The sequence below is a fragment of the Winogradskyella flava genome (genome assembly GCF_014243395.1).
Lineage (GTDB): Bacteria > Bacteroidota > Bacteroidia > Flavobacteriales > Flavobacteriaceae > Winogradskyella > Winogradskyella flava.
The window spans coordinates 144,251-163,558 of the sequence record NZ_JACLCP010000006.1 but is presented as its reverse complement, the minus strand read 5'-3'; the positions used below and the strand labels follow the sequence as shown (position 1 = coordinate 163,558).

Annotated in this window: 18 protein-coding genes; 10 read left to right on the top strand and 8 right to left on the bottom strand. The window is 33.7% G+C overall.

All coding sequences use genetic code 11. The features are described 5' to 3' along the window. The first annotated feature begins 119 nt into the window (after window positions 1–119). Both H7F21_RS16230 and H7F21_RS16225 read left to right on the top strand, forming a co-directional pair. Entirely contained in the window at window positions 120–1,286 is a 1,167-nt protein-coding gene (locus H7F21_RS16230; RefSeq protein WP_185790360.1) for an acyloxyacyl hydrolase, read from the top strand. Window positions 1,287–1,291: 5 nt separating this feature from the next. After that, on the top strand, window positions 1,292–1,837 hold the full coding sequence (locus H7F21_RS16225; protein ID WP_185790359.1) for a YfiT family bacillithiol transferase: 546 nt from the start codon (window positions 1,292–1,294) through the stop codon (window positions 1,835–1,837). Between the two features lie 81 nt (window positions 1,838–1,918). On the opposite strand, the gene H7F21_RS16220 is transcribed toward H7F21_RS16225, so the two are convergent. The 3 genes from H7F21_RS16220 to argS all read right to left on the bottom strand — a co-directional run bounded on the left by H7F21_RS16220 (window position 1,919) and on the right by argS (window position 6,232). Then, a complete protein-coding gene (locus H7F21_RS16220) occupies window positions 1,919–3,217 on the bottom strand; it encodes a carboxypeptidase-like regulatory domain-containing protein (protein WP_185790358.1) in 1,299 nt (432 codons plus the stop codon). A gap of 103 nt (window positions 3,218–3,320) precedes the next feature. Beyond that, entirely contained in the window at window positions 3,321–4,370 is a 1,050-nt protein-coding gene (locus H7F21_RS16215) for a helix-turn-helix domain-containing protein (RefSeq protein WP_185790357.1), read from the bottom strand. 56 nt (window positions 4,371–4,426) lie between these two features. Continuing rightward, on the bottom strand, window positions 4,427–6,232 hold the full coding sequence (gene argS, locus H7F21_RS16210; RefSeq protein WP_185790402.1) for an arginine--tRNA ligase: 1,806 nt from the start codon (window positions 6,230–6,232) through the stop codon (window positions 4,427–4,429). A gap of 146 nt (window positions 6,233–6,378) precedes the next feature. Here argS and H7F21_RS16205 point away from each other — a divergent pair, with 146 nt between their 5' ends. The 3 genes from H7F21_RS16205 to H7F21_RS16195 all read left to right on the top strand — a co-directional run bounded on the left by H7F21_RS16205 (window position 6,379) and on the right by H7F21_RS16195 (window position 10,551). Next, complete coding sequence (locus tag H7F21_RS16205; RefSeq protein WP_185790356.1) at window positions 6,379–7,503, top strand: glycoside hydrolase family 53 protein; 1,125 nt, start codon at window positions 6,379–6,381, stop codon at window positions 7,501–7,503. A 329-nt stretch (window positions 7,504–7,832) separates the two neighbouring features. Further along, window positions 7,833–9,887: a tetratricopeptide repeat-containing sensor histidine kinase gene (locus H7F21_RS16200; RefSeq protein ID WP_185790355.1), complete on the top strand. Its 2,055-nt coding sequence runs from the start codon at window positions 7,833–7,835 to the stop codon at window positions 9,885–9,887. A 37-nt stretch (window positions 9,888–9,924) separates the two neighbouring features. After that, window positions 9,925–10,551 carry a chromophore lyase CpcT/CpeT gene (locus H7F21_RS16195; protein WP_185790354.1) on the top strand — a complete coding sequence of 209 codons (627 nt, stop codon included), beginning with the start codon at window positions 9,925–9,927 and terminating at the stop codon, window positions 10,549–10,551. Here H7F21_RS16195 and ctlX read toward each other — a convergent pair. Next, the gene (gene ctlX, locus H7F21_RS16190) at window positions 10,548–11,480 is read right to left on the bottom strand and encodes a citrulline utilization hydrolase CtlX (protein ID WP_185790353.1); all 933 of its coding nucleotides are present in this window, start codon (window positions 11,478–11,480) and stop codon (window positions 10,548–10,550) included. The genes H7F21_RS16195 and ctlX overlap by 4 nt on opposite strands. A 111-nt stretch (window positions 11,481–11,591) precedes the next feature. On the opposite strand from ctlX, the gene H7F21_RS16185 reads away from it, so the two are divergent. Further along, window positions 11,592–13,343 (top strand): M14 family metallopeptidase, encoded by a 1,752-nt coding sequence (locus H7F21_RS16185; protein ID WP_185790352.1) that lies wholly within the window; start codon window positions 11,592–11,594, stop codon window positions 13,341–13,343. A gap of 42 nt (window positions 13,344–13,385) precedes the next feature. Here H7F21_RS16185 and H7F21_RS16180 read toward each other — a convergent pair whose 3' ends face one another. Next, window positions 13,386–14,084, bottom strand: coding sequence for a LytR/AlgR family response regulator transcription factor (locus H7F21_RS16180; protein WP_185790351.1), 699 nt, complete (start codon window positions 14,082–14,084; stop codon window positions 13,386–13,388). Next, window positions 14,078–14,899 carry a sensor histidine kinase gene (locus H7F21_RS16175; protein WP_185790350.1) on the bottom strand — a complete coding sequence of 274 codons (822 nt, stop codon included), beginning with the start codon at window positions 14,897–14,899 and terminating at the stop codon, window positions 14,078–14,080. The genes H7F21_RS16180 and H7F21_RS16175 overlap by 7 nt, the downstream gene beginning before the upstream one ends. A gap of 215 nt (window positions 14,900–15,114) precedes the next feature. On the opposite strand from H7F21_RS16175, the gene H7F21_RS16170 reads away from it, so the two are divergent. Next, window positions 15,115–16,290, top strand: a complete 1,176-nt coding sequence (locus H7F21_RS16170; RefSeq protein WP_185790349.1) for a metallophosphoesterase — start codon at window positions 15,115–15,117, stop codon at window positions 16,288–16,290. Between the two features lie 39 nt (window positions 16,291–16,329). Here H7F21_RS16170 and H7F21_RS16165 read toward each other — a convergent pair whose 3' ends face one another. Beyond that, window positions 16,330–16,911, bottom strand: a complete 582-nt coding sequence (locus tag H7F21_RS16165) for an NUDIX hydrolase (RefSeq protein WP_185790348.1) — start codon at window positions 16,909–16,911, stop codon at window positions 16,330–16,332. A 121-nt stretch (window positions 16,912–17,032) separates the two neighbouring features. Between H7F21_RS16165 and pyrE the strand changes: the two genes are divergently transcribed. Both pyrE and H7F21_RS16155 read left to right on the top strand, forming a co-directional pair. Beyond that, entirely contained in the window at window positions 17,033–17,677 is a 645-nt protein-coding gene (gene pyrE, locus H7F21_RS16160; RefSeq protein ID WP_185790347.1) for an orotate phosphoribosyltransferase, read from the top strand. A 27-nt stretch (window positions 17,678–17,704) separates the two neighbouring features. After that, entirely contained in the window at window positions 17,705–18,100 is a 396-nt protein-coding gene (locus H7F21_RS16155; protein WP_185790346.1) for an SRPBCC family protein, read from the top strand. Here the strand turns inward: H7F21_RS16155 and H7F21_RS16150 are convergent. Continuing rightward, on the bottom strand, window positions 18,097–18,828 hold the full coding sequence (locus H7F21_RS16150) for a biotin--[acetyl-CoA-carboxylase] ligase (RefSeq protein ID WP_185790345.1): 732 nt from the start codon (window positions 18,826–18,828) through the stop codon (window positions 18,097–18,099). The two genes, H7F21_RS16155 and H7F21_RS16150, sit on opposite strands and share 4 nt — an antisense overlap. Before the next feature lie 94 nt (window positions 18,829–18,922). Here H7F21_RS16150 and rsfS point away from each other — a divergent pair, with 94 nt between their 5' ends. Beyond that, on the top strand, window positions 18,923–19,294 hold the full coding sequence (rsfS, locus tag H7F21_RS16145; protein WP_185790344.1) for a ribosome silencing factor: 372 nt from the start codon (window positions 18,923–18,925) through the stop codon (window positions 19,292–19,294). Window positions 19,295–19,308 lie beyond the last annotated feature (14 nt).

Genomic DNA, 19,308 nt, shown 5'->3' with positions numbered 1-19,308 from the left:
TCCAATAACCAAACCAAGCCATTATCAGATCATTCTTTAAACTTAGAATCTTTAGCTTATGTCTTATAATCAGTCTTATCTGTTCAGGACAAAATAAAGATGATGCAAATAACGAATCTTTGTTTTTTTCGCCAGAACTACTCATAGGAAAAACACTTGAAGCGAATACTGATTTCCCTAAAACCAATTTACAGCATGCTATTTTCTTTAGTCTAGGACACTATAATTTTAATCCTAATAAAGAATGGGCAGCACGTTTAAAGTTTCCAAAAACAGGATTGTCTTTTGGTTATACAGATTTCGGAAATTCTGAAAAAGTTGGTCGTGCTTATACTATCATGCCTTTTATGGAATTCTCCATACTGCAACAACGCATTCCTGGTCTAAACCTTCAAATTGGTTTTGGTGCCTCTTACACAGATACTCAATATGATAGTATAGCCAATCCTTTTAATAGGGCTATTACAACTAAAATCAATTGGTCTTTTAGATCATTTTTATATTATGATTTGTTCTCTTCAAAAAAAACAGATTGGCGATTTGGCCTGGGATATCTTCACCATTCTAATGGCCATACTAACTTACCAAACCAAGGTCTTAACTCTCTAGCGGCAAGCTTTTCTGCAAAAATTGACACAAAAAAGGAAGTATCTCAAACTCCAAAAACACATAACTTCAAGGATAAATCCCAGACCTATTTTTCTACAAGAATAGGCTTAGGTCAAAATGTATTATCAGAAAAATTCAACACAAAAAAAGAAGTGTTTACCATCGCAGCTTCAGTAGGTAAAATAATAAATAATACCTTTAAATTTGGTGGTGGATTTTATTACAGGTTTTATGAGCATTACTACGATTATATAAACAATAATGAAGCCCTCATAGAAGAACAATTCCCACACTTTAAAGATAATCCATTTGGATATGCTACGAATTTTGGACTCTTTGCCACATCAGAATTGTTGATAGATCATTTTGGATTTGAATTTGATTTAGGTGTTAACATTTATAAGCCGTTCTATAAAATCGATTGGCAACTCAACCAAGGCTATTCTTATCCAGATGGTAATGGAGGTACTGCAGAAGTTCTGGGAGAATTAGATTGGTACTATGAAATAAAACGGACTGTGTCCTCAAGAATGGGCATAAAATATTATCTATGGACCACTAGTAAAGCGCCCAAGCATAATATTTTTGTTGGTGCTCATATCAATGCTAATCTAGGTCAAGCTGATTTTACCGAACTTAGCATAGGCTATGTGTACCGTTTTAGCTTAAAAAGTTGATAATTATGACAGAACAAGAATTGTATAAATTAAGGTTTCCAATTGGTAAATTTGAAAAACCTCAACATATTACCCAAGAGCATTTAAGAGAATGGATAGCTTCTATTGAATCCCTGCCAGAGCGTATTGAATCTGTTACCAAATATCTCAATGACAAAGAACTCAATTATAAGTACAGGCCTGCTGGTTGGACCATAAAGCAAGTGGTGCATCATTGCGCAGATAGCCATATTAATAGTATAGTCAGATTTAAATTAGCACTCACAGAAGATGCACCAACAATAAGACCTTATTTTGAAGATCGATTTGCAAAACTTATAGACTATAAAGAATCTATTGATGCTTCTATTTCGATTCTTAAAGGTGTTCATGAAAAGCTTGGCATCTTACTCAATAGCTTTTCTGAAGAAGATTTGAAACGAGAATTTATTCATCCTGAGCACGGTAAAAGATTTTCATTAGAAGAAACAATTGGTACTTATGCTTGGCATAGCGACCATCATTTTGCACATATACAACAAGCACTGAAGCATAAAGGTGTGTTCAATTAGTTCATATCCTCAACCTTAATAAAAAAACCCTGAAATAAATCTCAGGGTTTTCTATTATTAAATGTAAATCTGCAAAAACATTTAAGGTTTACCATTAGCTGATTTTTGCTTTCTCTCTCGCTCTTTTTGCCTAGTTATATTCTTTTTTATTTTTTCAATGGCAGACTCAATAGATTTGTCTGGCTCTATTAAATTGTATTGTCCCCAAAAGTTTGGATCAGAAAACCCTGAAATAGCATCTGTAATAATAACAGATGGCTTTAATCTATCCTTACTCTTTACCTTTCTATCAACCGTAGTAATCTCCCAATCTGTTACAGCCATTTCACTTGATAACGTATAAACCTTATTAAACAATTGTCTCTTCTTGTTTATTTTAAATTTTAAATCCAGACTAGAATAACTGTAATACCACTTTCCGTTCTTTGCTTTGTAATCTACCTTGTAATTAGCTTCCAATGGATAGACCTCAATACTACTTGGTTTCTTTTTAACTAATAGATTTTTCGTCTTTTTCATATCACTAACATCTAACGAATAATCAGCCCTTGCCAGCGCTAAGGATTGCGCATCAATATAAAGCTTCCCTATGTAATTAATGTTTAACTCATTGTTCTTTGGCATAAAATCAACTACATAAACATTTTGATTATTAATGGTAGAGGTCTCGTTAAATGAAAACTCATAACTGTCAATAGTCTCATCATTAAAAATATAATCAGGATATTTCATTATATCCAAGTATATAGTTGAAAATGGACCACCTTGAAGTTTCACGGATACTGTATCTAACCGCTTATAATCAGTACTTTTTCTTGCTTTGCCAAGTCGTATGATATCACGTTGTGCAGACGTATTAGGTTGCTTCAATATATTAACCACAGCCTCTGTTAAGGAAACGTTTCTATTACGACGCTTAATTGTCTCTCTATAAAACGCAGTCATGTCGACATACTCATCATCTAGACTATTCTCTCTATTTTCAAACACTTTTCTAACTAAGTTCTTGGCATCTTTAAATGTTGAGATACTAACAGTTGATAACTGCGTAACGGCTTCATATAGCTTTATTACATTATCATTTTGAGACATTTCCGAAAGTGGTAAAACTCTAGTATTATAGCCAAGTAATGCTACCATAACTTTCGAATCTAAATATTCATTCGGTACTTTAATAACAAATTCTCCTTCAGAATTTGTTATTGTACTTATGTTGGTTTCGTTTATATTAAGGCTTACAGCTTCTAATCCCTTTTTAGAATTACCATTAACTACTTTTCCACTAAACTCAGTAAAACCTGTCTGAGCGCTCAAGGAAAAAGCTAATAATAATGTTACACATAAACTAACATAAGTTTTAAGATAATGAGATGTTTTCATGGCGGTGTTTTTTTTAAAATATCACTAATACTAAGATATGGAAAATACTCGGAAGCCACTGTTAACAAACGTGTTAAATAAGTAAAGAATGATAATTATTAACCTATTTCAATTTTCTATAAGCCGAGGGTGTTAGGTTGGCAAACTTAGTAAAGGCTTTATAAAACGTTACTTTGTTGTTGAACCCACTATCTAATGCAATAGCTTCAATTTTATAGTTCTTATATTTAGAATCGTGTAAACGTTCCTTAGCAATCTCAATTCTATGCTTATTTACATAATCATTAAAACTTTCAGAAATGCCAATAGAAAAGGTTTGGGATACATGATGTGGCTTTTCATTTATATATTTTCCCAATGCCGAAATACTCAAATTACTATCTAAGAATAACTGCTCTGTTTTAAAAGTATGTTCTATCTTTTTCTTAATACGAAGCATATCCTTTTCGGTCAATGTAGAACCAAAATACTTCTTGCGAATTAGCTTTAAAAAATCAGGATTTTTGAACAACAAATAGCCGATACCAAATATTATCATGGTTAAAATTGCATAGTATGAAGCAAAATCCCTCCAGCCATCAGCATAATGTGTCAAGTATGAAATTAAAATAGTGGAGCAGGTATAGGCTAACACCAAAAATAAGGCATACTGCTTTCGTTTAACGGACAACGCATTACGATTAATATAAAGGAGTATCACACATCCCAAAGTATAAATAACCATCTGAAAGGCTAGTAAGTAATTCCAGGTCATGGTTCTATTCAAAAAATTATCATTAATGTATTGATTTCGAATATTACTATCCATTAATAGAACATCACCATAGCCAATCCAATACACAACAATGGGAAGTAAGTGCAACACATCCATGAAATGTAATTTGTTTTTGTCTCGAATGACACTCTGTAGATGTATAATAAGTAATGGGCCAAAAAGAAACGCTACTTCATAATAAAACCAACCTCTAAATTTTGGATATAGTAATCCTAAATCTCCTGAACCATACAGAAACAACAAAATATGAAAGCCAACTAGAGCAATTAGTAACGACAAAGTCGTATTGCGAAGGTTGCGCTCTTTAAAGAACACACCACCAGCCACAAAAAAGGCTATGAATACCTGTGCAAATAATATATAACGGATGATATCCAAAACTCTATAAAATTGATTGGATACAATGTAGTATTTATTTTCGGCTTGAAAAAACCTTACATGCGTTCAGGTACATCAATACCTAAGACACTAAATGCATTTTTTATGGTTTGTCCAACGGACTTAGATAATGCTACTCTAAAAACTTTTTCATGTTCTGAATCAGCGCCCAAAATAGATACGTTTTGATAAAATGAATTAAAATCCTTTACCAAGTCATAAGTATAGTTTGCCACTAAAGCAGGACTGTGTTGTTCTGCTGCGTTTTGTATCACTTCTGGAAATTGCTCTAATTGTTTTATAAGCTGCTTTTCTTTTTCATGAAGAGAAACTTCGTCGAAGTTTATGCTGAGCGCAGTCGCAGTACTCAGCAAGACATCATCATTCAAGTTAGACTTTCGAAGAATCGATTGAATCCTAGCATAAGTATATTGAATAAATGGTCCTGTGTTACCCTGAAAATCTATAGACTCCTTAGGATCGAACAAAATTCTTTTTTTTGGATCTACTTTAAGGATATAATATTTTAAGGCACCTAAGCCAATAGTTTTATACAAAACTTTCTTTTCGTCCTCAGAATAGTCGTCTAATTTACCTAGTTCTTTAGAAATATCTTCTGCCGTATCTGCCATTTCTTGGATAAGATCGTCTGCATCTACCACTGTGCCCTCTCTACTTTTCATTTTGCCACTTGGTAAATCTACCATTCCATAACTTAGATGATACAGGTTTTTTGCCCAATCAAATCCAAGTTTCTGTAAGATTAGAAACAAAACTTTAAAATGATAATCTTGCTCATTACCAACCGTATAAACCATACCACCTACATCAGGATAATCCTTAATACGCTGTATTGCAGTACCAATATCTTGTGTCATATACACAGCCGTACCATCTGCTCTAAGTACAATTTTTCTGTCCAATCCATCTTTGGTTAAATCGCACCAGACCGAACCATCAGGATCTTGCTCAAAAACACCTGTTTTTAGACCTTCAGCAATAAATTCCTTTCCAAGAAGATACGTTTGGCTTTCGTAATAGTATTTATCAAAATCCACACCAATAGCCTTATAGGTTTCCTCAAAACCATCATAAACCCAGCCATTCATTTTTTCCCAAAGCGCAACAACGTCTTTGTCTCCTGCCTCCCATTGTCGCAACATTTCTTGAGCTTCTAAAAGAATAGGTGTATTTTTTTTAGCTTCTTCTTCCGATTGTCCTTGACTCACTAATTCGGTAATCTCTTTCTTATAAGCTTTGTCGAATTCAACATAATAATTCCCAACCAACTTATCACCTTTCAATTCAGTAGATTTTGGCGTTTCGCCATTTCCAAAACGTTGCCAAGCCAACATACTTTTACAGATATGAATCCCTCTATCATTAATGATTTGAGTTTTGTATACGTTTTTACCTGAAGCTTTTAGAATTTCTGCAACGGAATATCCTAAAAGCACATTTCTTACATGACCCAAATGTAATGGCTTATTGGTGTTTGGCGAGGAATATTCCACCATTACCGCCTTATCGTCCTTATCCTCGATAAAACCATAAGTGTTTTGGTCTTTGATAGTATTGAAGAAATCGACATAGTAAGAACCCTCTATCTCCACATTCAAAAAACCCTTAACTACATTATAACCTTTTACCAAATCAACATTATCTTCTAAATATTGACCTATTTGCTCTCCAATCACGGCAGGATTCCCTTTTACCACGCGCAACATCGGAAACACGACAACTGTAATATCTCCTGCAAACTCTTTGCGAGTCGCTTGAAATTCAACAGATTCCAATTCTGACTGAAATAAGGCTTTTACAGCCGCTTTTACATATAATTCTAATGTGTCTTGAAGCTTCATATTCTGCTTATGCTTTGGCATTTAAAACGCTTGCAAAGATAGGAGTTTTATTATTCTATTAAGATTTTCAAACATCTTAATTCCTTATTTTTAGGGTATATTTGTCTTTAGTTAGAAACTAACAGAACCAAAAAGCAACAACCTTTATGAAGCTAATAAAATTTGCAATTTTCGTACTGGTTTTGTTATTGACGTCTTGCTCAAAAAGTGATGATTCCAACAGCAGTAGCGACTCACCAGCCTTTTATAAAGGTATGGACTTATCATTTCAAAGTGAGCTTGAAGATTATAATATTGACTATAAAGATACCAATGGTAATTCTGTTGAGCTTTTGGATTTTGTAAAGTCAAAAGGCACGAATCTTGTGCGTCTCAAACTATGGCATACACCACAAGATGGCGAAAACGGATTGGAAGACGTTAAGAACTATGCCTTAAAGTTAAAGTCTAGAAATATGGACTTTCTCCTTAATTTCCATTACAGTGATTACTGGGCAGATCCGGGAACACAAACACCTCCTGTGGCTTGGCAAAATATGACCATAGACCAATTAAAAACAGCCATTTACAGTTATACCAAAGATGTTGTACAACAGTTAAAAGCACAAAATACATTACCAGAAATGATTCAAATTGGTAATGAAACGGATAGTGGTTTTCTTTGGGATTATGGTAAGGTCTGGAATGAATTCAACAATAATTGGAATAACTATGTAGATTTGGTTTCAGAGGCCATAAGAGCCGTAAGAGAAGTCGATACGGATAACAAAGTTCGCATAATGCTACATCATTCTAGTGTCGAAAATGCCATCTTTTTCTTTAACGAGTTACAACCATTTAATCTTGATTTTGATATTATTGGTTTATCCTATTACCCTCAATTTCAGATTAGGAACTTGGATTTGGTCGCTTCAAAACTAAATGAGCTTGCCAATAACTTCAATAAGGATATTCTTTTGGTAGAAGTCGCCTATCCTTTCACTTTGCAATGGAATGACAACCAGACGAATTATATAGGCAGTTTAGATCAAACCTTATCAGAATTCTCGCCGACACCTCAAGGACAAAAGGCGTATTTTGAATGGCTTATTCAGACCATAAAAAATATTCCTGAAGATAGAGGTATTGGTTTTTGCTATTGGGCACCAGATTGGGTAGCGTTTAATGGCAATGAAGCTACATCGACACAAGGAACTTCCTGGGAAAACCAATGCTTGTTCGATTTTGACCTAAAAGCACTGCCCGCCCTGGATGTATTTAGCACTAACTAACTCATTTAAAGCGTATTAAACCAGAAGTGCATTTCATCGATGATATGGTAGTTTTTCCATGTTTTCTGCCGTTAATCGATATGTCATTTTTCAGATAAATATAATAAGCCCTTTTATCTAATTTATTGGTATTAAATCCCAATTATTAGTGTAATTGAGGACATTATGGCATTTTTGGTAGGCTATTAACAAATGTCCCAAACATTAATGAGGCTTAATTATCGAACATTAACCACGTCGTTATTGTTTAGTGTTGACTTACTTTTGGCATCCCTCTATAAAAGTTACATACACCAAAACATTGCACTTCGTATTATTCAGACACGAAGATGAAGCAGTTATTGACATTAACCGCTTGTCTTTTCTCGTTCTTCATTTTTTCACAAAATGAAAGAATAGATGACCTTACCGTAAGATTGGCTTACCAAGAAGCCGATTCTGTTAAGGTGGACTTGTCGTTGATGTTAATTGATGAACTGTTTAAAATAGAAGATTATAAAAAAGCCTTACTTTACATTAATCAGACTGCAAAACTCTCACAAGAACTAAATTACACTAAAGGACTCGCTGAAAGTATATACTATAGAGCACTTGTTTATACCAATCGCAACGACTACTACAATGCTATAGATAACTACGAAAAATCCCGAAAGTATCATCTGCAAATAAGCGACACTTTAGGCGTCGCAAAAGTGAGCAATAGTATTGGGCTTATAGAAATAAAGCGTGGTAATTATGTTGTAGGATTAAAAAACTCATTATCTGCTATAGATATTTTTGAAAAACAAGATTTAAAAGAAGAACTAAGTACTGCGTATAACAATTTGGCAGAAGCTTATTTTAAAACCAATCAAATCGACAAGGCTATAGAATTCAATCTAAAAGCCTTAGAAGTTAGAGAGCAAATTAATGATCGACAAGGTATCATAAACTCTACAAAAAATATTGCTGATCTTTATTCCTTACGCAAAGAATATAGAAAAGCCATTGAATATTACGAAAAGGTTTTGGAGATGCTCAACCCGTCTAACGATAAATCTATTCGCGGTGAAATACTTCCAAAGTTAGGTAGTCAATACCTACATTTTAAGGAATATGATAAAGCCTCAGAATACTTAGTAGAAGGCTTAAAATATAACAGAGAGCAAGGTAATGATGAAGGTATATTGCGTGCCTTAAACGCAATTGGAAACTTAAATTTGCAAAAGCAAAAAGTAAAACTAGCCAACTTGCAACTTAATGAAGCTTACAAGATTGCTCAAAAGATTGATAACAAAATAGAACTTTTAGAAAATTACAGACTACATATTGCCTTAGATTCTACTCGAGGTTATTTTGAAAATGCCTTTTTCTGGCAGAATAAATATTACGATTTAAAAGTAGAACTCTCTAAAATGGATGATCCTATATTTCCAACAGATGTAGAACCTTTGGATTTGGACAAATCCAATCCTATTGAAGAGGACTTGGATAATATAGAGAATAAAATCACAGATAATAAATCGTCTTGGCTTCAGAATCCTTGGTTATTATATGGTGCTCTAGCTGCCGCAGCTATTATGCTAGCGATACTCTTATTTCATCTATCGAAGCATAAAACTTATAGAGATGAGATCAAAAAACAAAACAAAGCGTTAGCAACTGAAAAAGCTAAATATGAATCCATTTTTGAAGAAAAGCAACATCTCGAAGAAGTTAATGATGTAAAAGACAAGTTGTTTTCAATCGTGTCCCACGATTTAAAAGACTCCATTTCTTCTATAAAAGCGTTCTTGGACTTATTAAAAGAAGATAGCATCTCCAAAGAGGAGTTTAGGGAATTGATACCAGAATTGAGCGAAAATGCAAATAATGCGTCTTCGCTATTGTTTAATTTATTGAACTGGTCTAAATCGCAAATGCAAAATCTAGAACCAAAACCAGAATTGTTTAACATTCAGGATGTGTTCCATACAAAAATAGCTTTAGTAGAACAAAAGGTTGAAGATAAACGTATTGTTCTCATTGATGAATCTCAACGCGACTTTGTTTATGCTGACCGCAGTATGGTGGAAATTGTAATTCAAAACTTAATTACCAATGCGGTAAAGTTTAGTAGAACTGGTGACATGATTACGGTCTCTAATCAAGATGTCAATGGTAAATCATTAATTTGCGTTGAAGATACAGGTGTTGGTATTTCTAAAGAAAACATCGATAAGTTATTTAATGCCAATAAAAACTTCACGACTGTTGGCACTAAAAACGAAAAAGGTACTGGTCTTGGATTGACAATCGCCAAGGATTTAGTAGAACTTAATAATGGTAGGATTTGGGTTGAAAGTACTCAAAATGTAGGTAGTAAATTCTTCATAGAACTGCCAAAGACAGCTCCAAAGGCTTAATATATTTTATCTATATTTAGACTCTAAATATAGATGTATGAAACGCTTATTTCCCTTTATGATTACACTATTAATCATGAGTAGTTGTAAAAATGAAACAAAAACAGATGTTGACTCAGACAATGAACTTGAAGAACTTTTTACCTCGATGAAAGGCTCTTTTAATTCTCAAGTGCAGTCTCAAGTAGATTCGTCATACTATAATATTTCATTACACATGTATCCCATTTGGGAAGATAAAGGTAAGTTCCTATATGTAGAACAAGCCTTAAATCAAATGCAAAACAAGCCATATCGTCAGCGTATTTATGAAGTGACTCGAACGTCTGATAGTACATTCAGTTCAGCTGTTTATATGTTAGATGCAGATTCCCTTTGGATTGGCAAATGGAAAACACCAAAAGCTTTTGATTCCATTTCACTAAAAGATATTATCTTAAAAGAAGGTTGCGAAGTCGTTTTAAAACGAGTTGCTCCTAAGCATTATATCGGAAAAACTGGAGACAATACTTGCGTAAGTACCATGAGAGGAGCTTCTTACGCTCGAAGCGAAGTTGAAATTCTTGAAGACAAAGTTATTTCTTGGGACAGAGGATTTGACGCCAATGGTGAATATGTTTGGGGTGCAGAAAAAGGACCTTATATTTTTAATAAGCTGGATTAGGCTTTTGGCAAAAACACTTCTGCCATCATACATCGTGCACTTCCACCTCCACAAGTTTCAACGGTATCCAAAGAGCTGGATAAAATTGGACAATGCTTTTCAATACGATTAATTTGATCCTTTGTTAAACTTTTATGTGCAGCCTCACTCATTACCAAATAACGTTGATCATTGTGCCCGCGTAGTTGTAGCATATTACCAGCAAATTGGTGCATTTGTGCTTCAGTAATAAAAATAATTTCCTTACCATCTTGTTTCAAATGCTTGACTACATTTTTACGCTCTTTTTTATTATCGATAGCATCCAAACAAATCACTGTAAAATTCTCTGCCAAGCACATCATCACGTTGGTATGATATATTGGTAAGCGTTTACCATCAACGGTTTGATTAGCTGTGAAAATAACAGGTGTATATTCAAAATCCTCACAAAATTCTATGAACAAATCTTCATTAGCACGAGGAGACAATGCACAATAGGCTTTTCTGTTAGCTCGATCCATAATGATGCTTCCCGTACCCTCTAAAAATACGCCTTCATGTTCTGCTGACGTATAATCAACAATGTTCTCAATTTTAAAGCCTTCTTTCTCTAGTCGAATAAACACTTCATCTCTTCTTTCCTTTCTTCTATTTTCTGCGAACATAGGATATTTAGCCACATCACCATTGTTATGGAAACTCACCCAATTATTTGGAAATATAGAATCAGGTGTATCCATGAGCTCATCATCTTGTTCTACAATTACCTTAATCCCAACGGCTCTCAGCTTATCAACAAATGCATCAAACTCTTCTTGTGCTTTGGAATTGATTTCAGCATTTTTCAAATCAATATCTTCCTGAAAATAATTATTCACAGCGGTTTGCTCATTCATCCTAAAACTTACAGGACGAATCATTAGAATAGTATCGGTCGTTTGTCGCATTTATAAAATTTGAAAGTGATGCAAAATTAGTCTTTTTTACAATTTGAAATTTATCTATTACCATTTTTTATGACATAAAATCTGTAAGTTTGAAGTGTAATCTATTTCACTATGAAAAAACTCTTTATTCTCCTTTTGATTCTAACGTCCTGTTCAAATAATGCTGATAAAAAAAACAATAGCCAAACCGATTTTGACTTTGCCACAGTTTTTGAAAAAAGTAAGGGGTTGGAAACAGCAACATATGATGAAACAATTCAATATTACATCAATCTAGCCGATGCGCATTCTGAAATTTCAATTATGGACATTGGTGAAACGGATTCAGGGAAATCTTTGCACATTGTTACTCTGAACATGAATAATTCTGGTGGTGATTTTGAAACATTAAGAAAAGATAATAGAATTTTACTCATTAATAATGGCATACATCCTGGTGAATCTGATGGCATCGATGCAACCATGATGCTATATAGGGATATCGTGCAAGGAAAAATCGAGGCACCAAAACGTACGGTTTTGGTCACAATTCCGATTTATAATGTAGGTGGCAGTTTAAATAGAAATTCAGGCACACGAACTAACCAAAACGGACCTAAGGAATATGGCTTTAGAGGCAATGCACGTAATTATGACCTCAATCGAGATTTTATAAAATCCGATACCAAAAATGCCAGAACTTTTGCTCAGATATTCCACTTGGTTCAGCCCGATGTTTTTATAGACAACCATGTAAGTAATGGCGCTGATTATCAATATACCTTAACCCATTTATTTACGCAACATAATAAGTTAGGTGGTGTCTTAGGCAATTATTTGAATAATGACATTATGCCACAGCTAGAAAAAAAACTAGAAGCAAAAGACTGGGATATTACACCTTATGTCAATGTGTTCAATCGTACACCTGATTCTGGATTTTCTCAGTTTTTGGATTCGCCACGTTATTCCACTGGTTATACCACCTTGTTCAATACATTGGGAATGATGGTAGAAACCCACATGCTAAAGCCTTATAAAAAACGTGTAGAGGGTACATATGAGTTAATGAAAAGTATGATTGAAATCACCGAAGAACAAGGTAACAGAATGTCGGAGCTACGCCAAGCACAGACCAAAACATGGTCAGCCGGAAAAACCTATCCTTTGGCTTGGATCATTGACACAACAAGATCCTCTACTTTAAAATTTAAGGGTTATGAGGGACAAATGATACCAAGTGAATTGACAGGAGCACAACGCTTAAAATATGATAAATCCAAACCCTTTACACAAGATGTGATCTATCAAAATTATTATAAACCATCCAATTCCGTGACCATCCCTGAAGCCTATATTATTCCCCAAGGTTGGCATAATGTTATGGAGTTATTAGAGCTAAATAATGTAGAAGTCTCAAAATTTGAAAAGGATACCACAATAACGGTGGATGCTTACAGAATTGAGGATTACCAAACCCGTAAAAATGCTTACGAAGGTCACTATCCTCATTATAACACTAAAGTAAAGACTGTTGAGCAAAAATTAAGATTTAGGCAAGGAGATTATTTGGTTAAGACTGACCAAAAGGCCATTCGCTATCTTCTGGAAACCTTAGAACCAGCGGCACCAGATTCTTTTTTTAACTGGAATTTCTTTGATACCATCTTACAGCAAAAAGAGGGCTTTTCACCCTATGTTTGGGAAGACAGAGCACAAGCACTTCTAAGGACCAATCCTAAATTGCAGATCGAATACAATATCAAAGTAAGCTACGATGAAGAGTTTGCCAATAACTGGTATGCCCAATTAGATTGGATACACAAAAAGAGTAAAAACTATGAAAAGGCACATTTACAGTATCCCGTATATACAATTAACTAACGCTTGACCTATGGTGCTTCTTAATTTAAAAACTGTGAAAAATCATCCAAGTAAATCATTTACATTAGACTTATATAGTTTCCCTATTGGTATAAAAGTGTCCATAATTTTTATCCGATTACCTTCGATAACTTCTATATGCGATTTAGAGACAATGTAAGATTTGTGGACTTGTATAAAGCTGTCATGAACTAAGCGTCTTGTTAAGTTTGATATTTTTTCCCTAGTTAAGAATTGCTCTTTTATAGTTATCACTTTTAGATAGTTTCCTGCGGCTTCTATATAAAGAATGTCTTGGGTTTGTATTCGTATGTACTTCTTATCTGTGTATATAAATATATGGTCTTGAGCTTTTTTAGATTCTTTAGCTATTGATGAAATTTCATTAGGGTTTACTTCTAAAACCTTATGTACTGCTTTTAAAAAACGCTCAAAACTAAATGGTTTTAATAAATAATCCGTAATATTCAATTCATAACCTTCAAGTGCATATTCTTGATATGCTGTTGTTACTATAATTTTTGGTGGTATAGATAAAGTTTTCAGAAATGCAAAACCCTTTAATTTGGGCATATTTAAGTCCAAAAAAATCAGATCTACTTGGTGTTGTTGCAGGTAATCAAGAGCCTCTAAAGCATCATAACACTGCTTTGCTAGTTGCATGTTTGGCAACATACTACAATAGCCTTTTATAATATCGTGAGCTATATACTCATCGTCTATAATAAGATATCTCACCATAATTGAAGCTCTAAATTTACTTTATGAACACTTTCACTTTTAGTAAAAGTAAGTTTGTGTTTATTAGGATAGGCCAATTCTAATCTTCGTTTTAAATTTTTAATGCCTATACCTGAAGTTTCCGGTAGCTGTGAGGCATCAAAATTATTTACAATTTCAAAATAAACGGTGCTGTCTAAAGACTTTAAAGTGATATATATATAAGAGGTGTCTCGTAAATTTTCTACACCATGCTTAAACGCGTTCTCCAAAAGAATGATAAAGAGTAGAGGTGTGATACGAAGTTTACTGTTTTCAATATGTAAATTAAATTTCAGATCAATATCTTTATGGTAGCGCATGCGATGCAATTCAATATAATTCTTTAAATACTCTACTTCTTCTTCCAAAGACACTGTATTTTTTTCTCCTTCATAAATACTATAACGCATTAATTCAGACAATTTTAAAATTAGTGCTTTTGCTTTTTCTGAATCTACATCTATTAAACCATATAAATTATTAAGCATATTAAAGAAAAAGTGAGGATTCACCTGACTCTGAAGATGTAATAATTCGCTAGTCTTGTTTTCATTTTTAAGCTTAAGAACGGATTTCAGTTGTATAATTATCCAAAGTATTCCTATAATCAATAGAATACCATAATACAACAATACAAAGATTGCTACTGCCGGGTGAAAATCACCAAGAAACAATACTGAATCTTTCTGAAGTACTATGATTTCATACGCTGTTATACCTAATGGCACCAAAATGGTTACCAGCACTATAACTTTCAATAAAAGCCAATTATTTTTCTTTAAAATTGAAATCATACTGCAAAGTAAAAAGAATCTTTTTGCCTTGCTGTAGAAAAGTGACAAACTCAAAATACTGCATCATTAAACTTTCGATTTCAGGGATGAACGCCAATCATGGAATTACAAACCTCTTGAGAAAAGGTTTGTCACATAAATTCTCTTACAAATAACTTAAGGATAATATTTGTTCCAATCAAAAAACCAACAGTTATTATAAAAACCATATTAAAATGAAAAAAAGAATCTTACGCTATTTAAAACACATCTTTGGAACTCTAATAGTTCTGTTACTAATTGCGATTTCCATTTTACTATATGAAAATGGAAGTGTTCATTATGGTGATAATCCTCAAAAAATGAATTGGAATAATGAAGGGCCTTATGTCTTTTATAAAAATGACAGCACATTAAACATCAACTACATTAAAGGCAATAAAAAAGATGGCTTTTACGTAGATAAAAATGACGTTTCTACAAATGAGACTACATCTGTAAGCTGTTTTTTCTCTTTAGACTCAACAAGTTTTAGTTTTAATCTGAACACAAATTTCGAAATACCACAATCAGTTTATAATGATGGCCAAAACATTCTAGCAATTTCTGATATTGAGAGTGGGTATAAGACCTTTAGGGATTTCTTGATCAATAATAAGGTTATAAATCAAGACTTAAAATGGACATTCGGAAAGGGCCATTTAGTGCTAGTTGGTGATTTTGTAGATAGAGGATTTTCCACAACTCAAGTCTTATGGTTCATTTATAAACTAGAACAAGAAGCCAAAAAACACGGTGGAACGGTTCACTTTATTATTGGAAACCATGAGCTTAAAAATATGTATGGAGATTTTGAAGCCGCTTCTCTAAAGTATACGTTCATTACCTCAATCTTGGGTAAAACTCAGGCTAATTTATACGATAAAAACTCATTTTTAGGCAGATGGTTATCTAATAAAAATGCCATAGAATCTATTAATGGAAATCTTTTTGCTCATGGTGGCATACATCCAGATATCGTTAATATTGATATGTCTCTAGCGGAAATAAACCATTTTCTAAGAGCCAACTATTATATGGCGCCTTATCCAAAGGCAAATAAAAGCGAAAACGATATTTTACTTTCATCAAAAACAGGAATTAGCTGGTATAGAGGCTACTTTAAGGATGATAAATTAACTCAAAAACAGGTTGATTTAAGTTTAAAAAAATTCAATGCAAAAACAGTAGTTGTAGGTCACACCATTCAACGTAATGTAAATCGCTCTTTTAATGGAAAAGTGATAGGTATCGACGTACAACATCCAAAAGACTATCACAAAAATTGGCCAAATAAAACATCTGAAGGCTTACTTATTGAGGATAATAGATATTACCGCGTTTTAGACGATAGTAAAAAAGAAGAAATATAAGGGCAAAATAAAATTCACAAAACAAGTTTTAGAGAACAGTTACATCAAAACCCTAATGTTAGCGTAACTGTTTTCTAAAGCCTTTTGAGAGTCTTTTTCATCTAACCACTTTGCTTTAGTTATACCCTCGCTTTTTTCTGGGTAGAGCCTGCCATCAAAACTAGTGCTCATTTCAAACCAATATGTGATCTTTATTTTATGCCTACCATTACGTTTAAAAATGTGATAGGTTGTTGGCAAAGCTTTGCTAATCTTCAATCCTTTTACACCTGTCTCCTCCTCTACTTCCCTTATGGCAGAATCTTCAATGGACTCCTTGGGCTCAGTTTTCCCTTTAGGCAAATCCCATTTACCGTTCCTATAGATAAAAAGGACTTCACCCTTGTCATTATAGACTTTTCCCCCACCTGCCACAACATTGGGCAACAATTTCAAAAAGTGTTTTAATAGCTTATCCGGATTGTGATGTAATAAATGTACAGCTTGCAAATCCGTCTTGTTGAGTGTTTTTATAACCTTACCTATGTTAACTGATTTTAGTAAAAAGGATTTAAAATTGGTCTCCTTTTCAACTTTAGTAGTCAAAATAATAGGTTTATCGCCTACATAAATGGTGTACATAGATGGGTACGTTATATCTTCGCAATTGTAAATGTATTATTTTTTATCAAAACGCATTAAATCCCAAAAATTAAATTAAAATAAAAATTTTATGCCCTGTAAAAATCATTAATTTTGTAGCATGATTTTTAATAAAGAAACCGCTAAAAAAACCGCAGAGGTTTTATTGCAAATCAACGCTATAAAACTTAAACCTAACGACCCTTTCACTTGGGCTTCTGGTTGGAAATCTCCAATTTACTGTGACAATAGAATTGTGCTGTCTTTCCCTCTCATTAGAAATTACATTAGGGAAACCATGGCAAGGCATATAGAAGATCATTATGGCAAACCAGACGTTATTGCCGGTGTAGCGACAGGTGCTATTGGTATAGGAGCTCTAGTGGCAGATTATTTAAATCTACCTTTCGTATATGTAAGACCTGAAGCCAAGAAGCATGGTCGCCAAAACCAAGTCGAAGGCTATATTGAAAAAGGACAAAACGTCGTAGTCGTCGAGGATTTAATTAGTACTGGAAAAAGTAGTCTTAATGCCGTAAAGGCTTTAAACGAAGCTGAAGTGAACGTAAAAGGTATGGTCGCTATATTCTCATATGGGTTCGAAGTAGCTAATCATAATTTTAAGAAAGCCGAAGTAGAACTTCATACACTAAGTAACTACGAAAACCTATTAGAACAGGCTTTAGATACGCACTATATTACAGCAAAACAACAAGATATTTTAGCACAATGGAATGCTAATCCTAGTGAATGGAACGCTAATTGATATAATATTCCAAAAAACACATTACACATGAATTTAGAATCACCAAAAGTCACTTTAGATAAATCCGCGGAGGAAACCTTTAACTTTCTGTCCGATGTCAAAAATTTTGAAGCTTTAATGCCCGAAAACATTAGCAAGTTTGAAGTTCTAGACGATGATAAATTCCTTTTCGCATTAAAGGGCATGCCAGAAATTGTCTTAAAAAAGAAAGAGGCCGAACCAAATAGAAAGATCGTCCTAGGTGCGGCGGGTGGAAAACTAGATTTTTCCCTAGTTGGCAACATTACCGAAATTGATGCAAATAAAACTGAAGTTCAATTATCATTCAACGGAGAGTTTAACGCCATGATGGCCATGATGATCAAGGGGCCAATTAGTAAGTTTATTGAAACTTTGGTTACCAATATGAATACGGCTGTTTAATATAGCAGCGTCACTTCCTTTAGATCAAACGTTTTAATAATGTCATCTTCGGTCAAAACTTTCAGTTTACCGATATCTGTAACACCTTTTATTATTCCTGTAAAAGTTTTATTATCTGTAGTTCTAAAGGTTGATGGCTTACCTTTTCTGAATAGCAAGGCTTCATACTCAGATTTTATGGTATCATACTCTTGAGAATCCAATAGTCTAAAATACAGTTGAAGCTGTTCTAGAATATTGGATAACACTTCATCTTTATCATAAATTCTGCCTGCTAACAAACTCATGGAAGATGCTTGCGGCAACTCATCAAATTGCTTTTGATTAACATTCAAGCCAAAACCTAAGATTGAACCTTGAAATTGGTTATGCTTGATGACATTCTCAATTAAAATTCCACATAACTTCCTGTCTGCTGACAAAATGTCGTTAGGCCATTTGATGTGTAATTTAGGAATTTGAAATTGCTTAAGTGCCTTACAAATGCTCAAGGAAACCACCATACTAATATAGAACTGACACTCTACCTTAAAACCATTAAGTTTCTTAAACACACTAGCAGTAAGGTTCTTACCCTTTTCCGTTTGCCAGTTGGTACCCATTTGTCCACGACCATCAGTTTGATGTTCCGTTACCACAACCGTAAAATCCTTAGGTGGTTTAATAGAAGTCATAGCCCTAAGATGTGAGTTTGTAGAGTCAATGGCATCAAGTTTGATTATATACATGGAAATGGCAGATTTATTTTATAGTTTTCTTATGAGAAATACAGCTTACAAGAACTAAAAAAATAATAACTTTGCATAAATTTAATTCAATTTAATGACGAAAGAAAATACCAATGCAGACCAACTCATTACAACAATTATAGGTGGTATAGAAGAGGTTAAAGGAAAAGAAATTACAATTTTAGATTTAAGAGATATTGAAAATACGGTTTGCGATTATTTTATAGTTTGTGAAGGTACTTCGAATACACAAGTAAACGCAATCGTCAACTCCATACAAAAACAAGTTAGCAAAAATACTAAGGACAAGCCTTGGCATATTGAAGGTACAGATAATGCCGAGTGGGTATTAATGGACTATGTTAATGTTGTTGTTCATGTGTTTCAAAAGCACATTAGAGAATATTACGACATTGAGAGTCTTTGGGGAGACGCTAAGATGACGCAAATTGAAACCAGTTACTAAAAAGACAAAAGCTT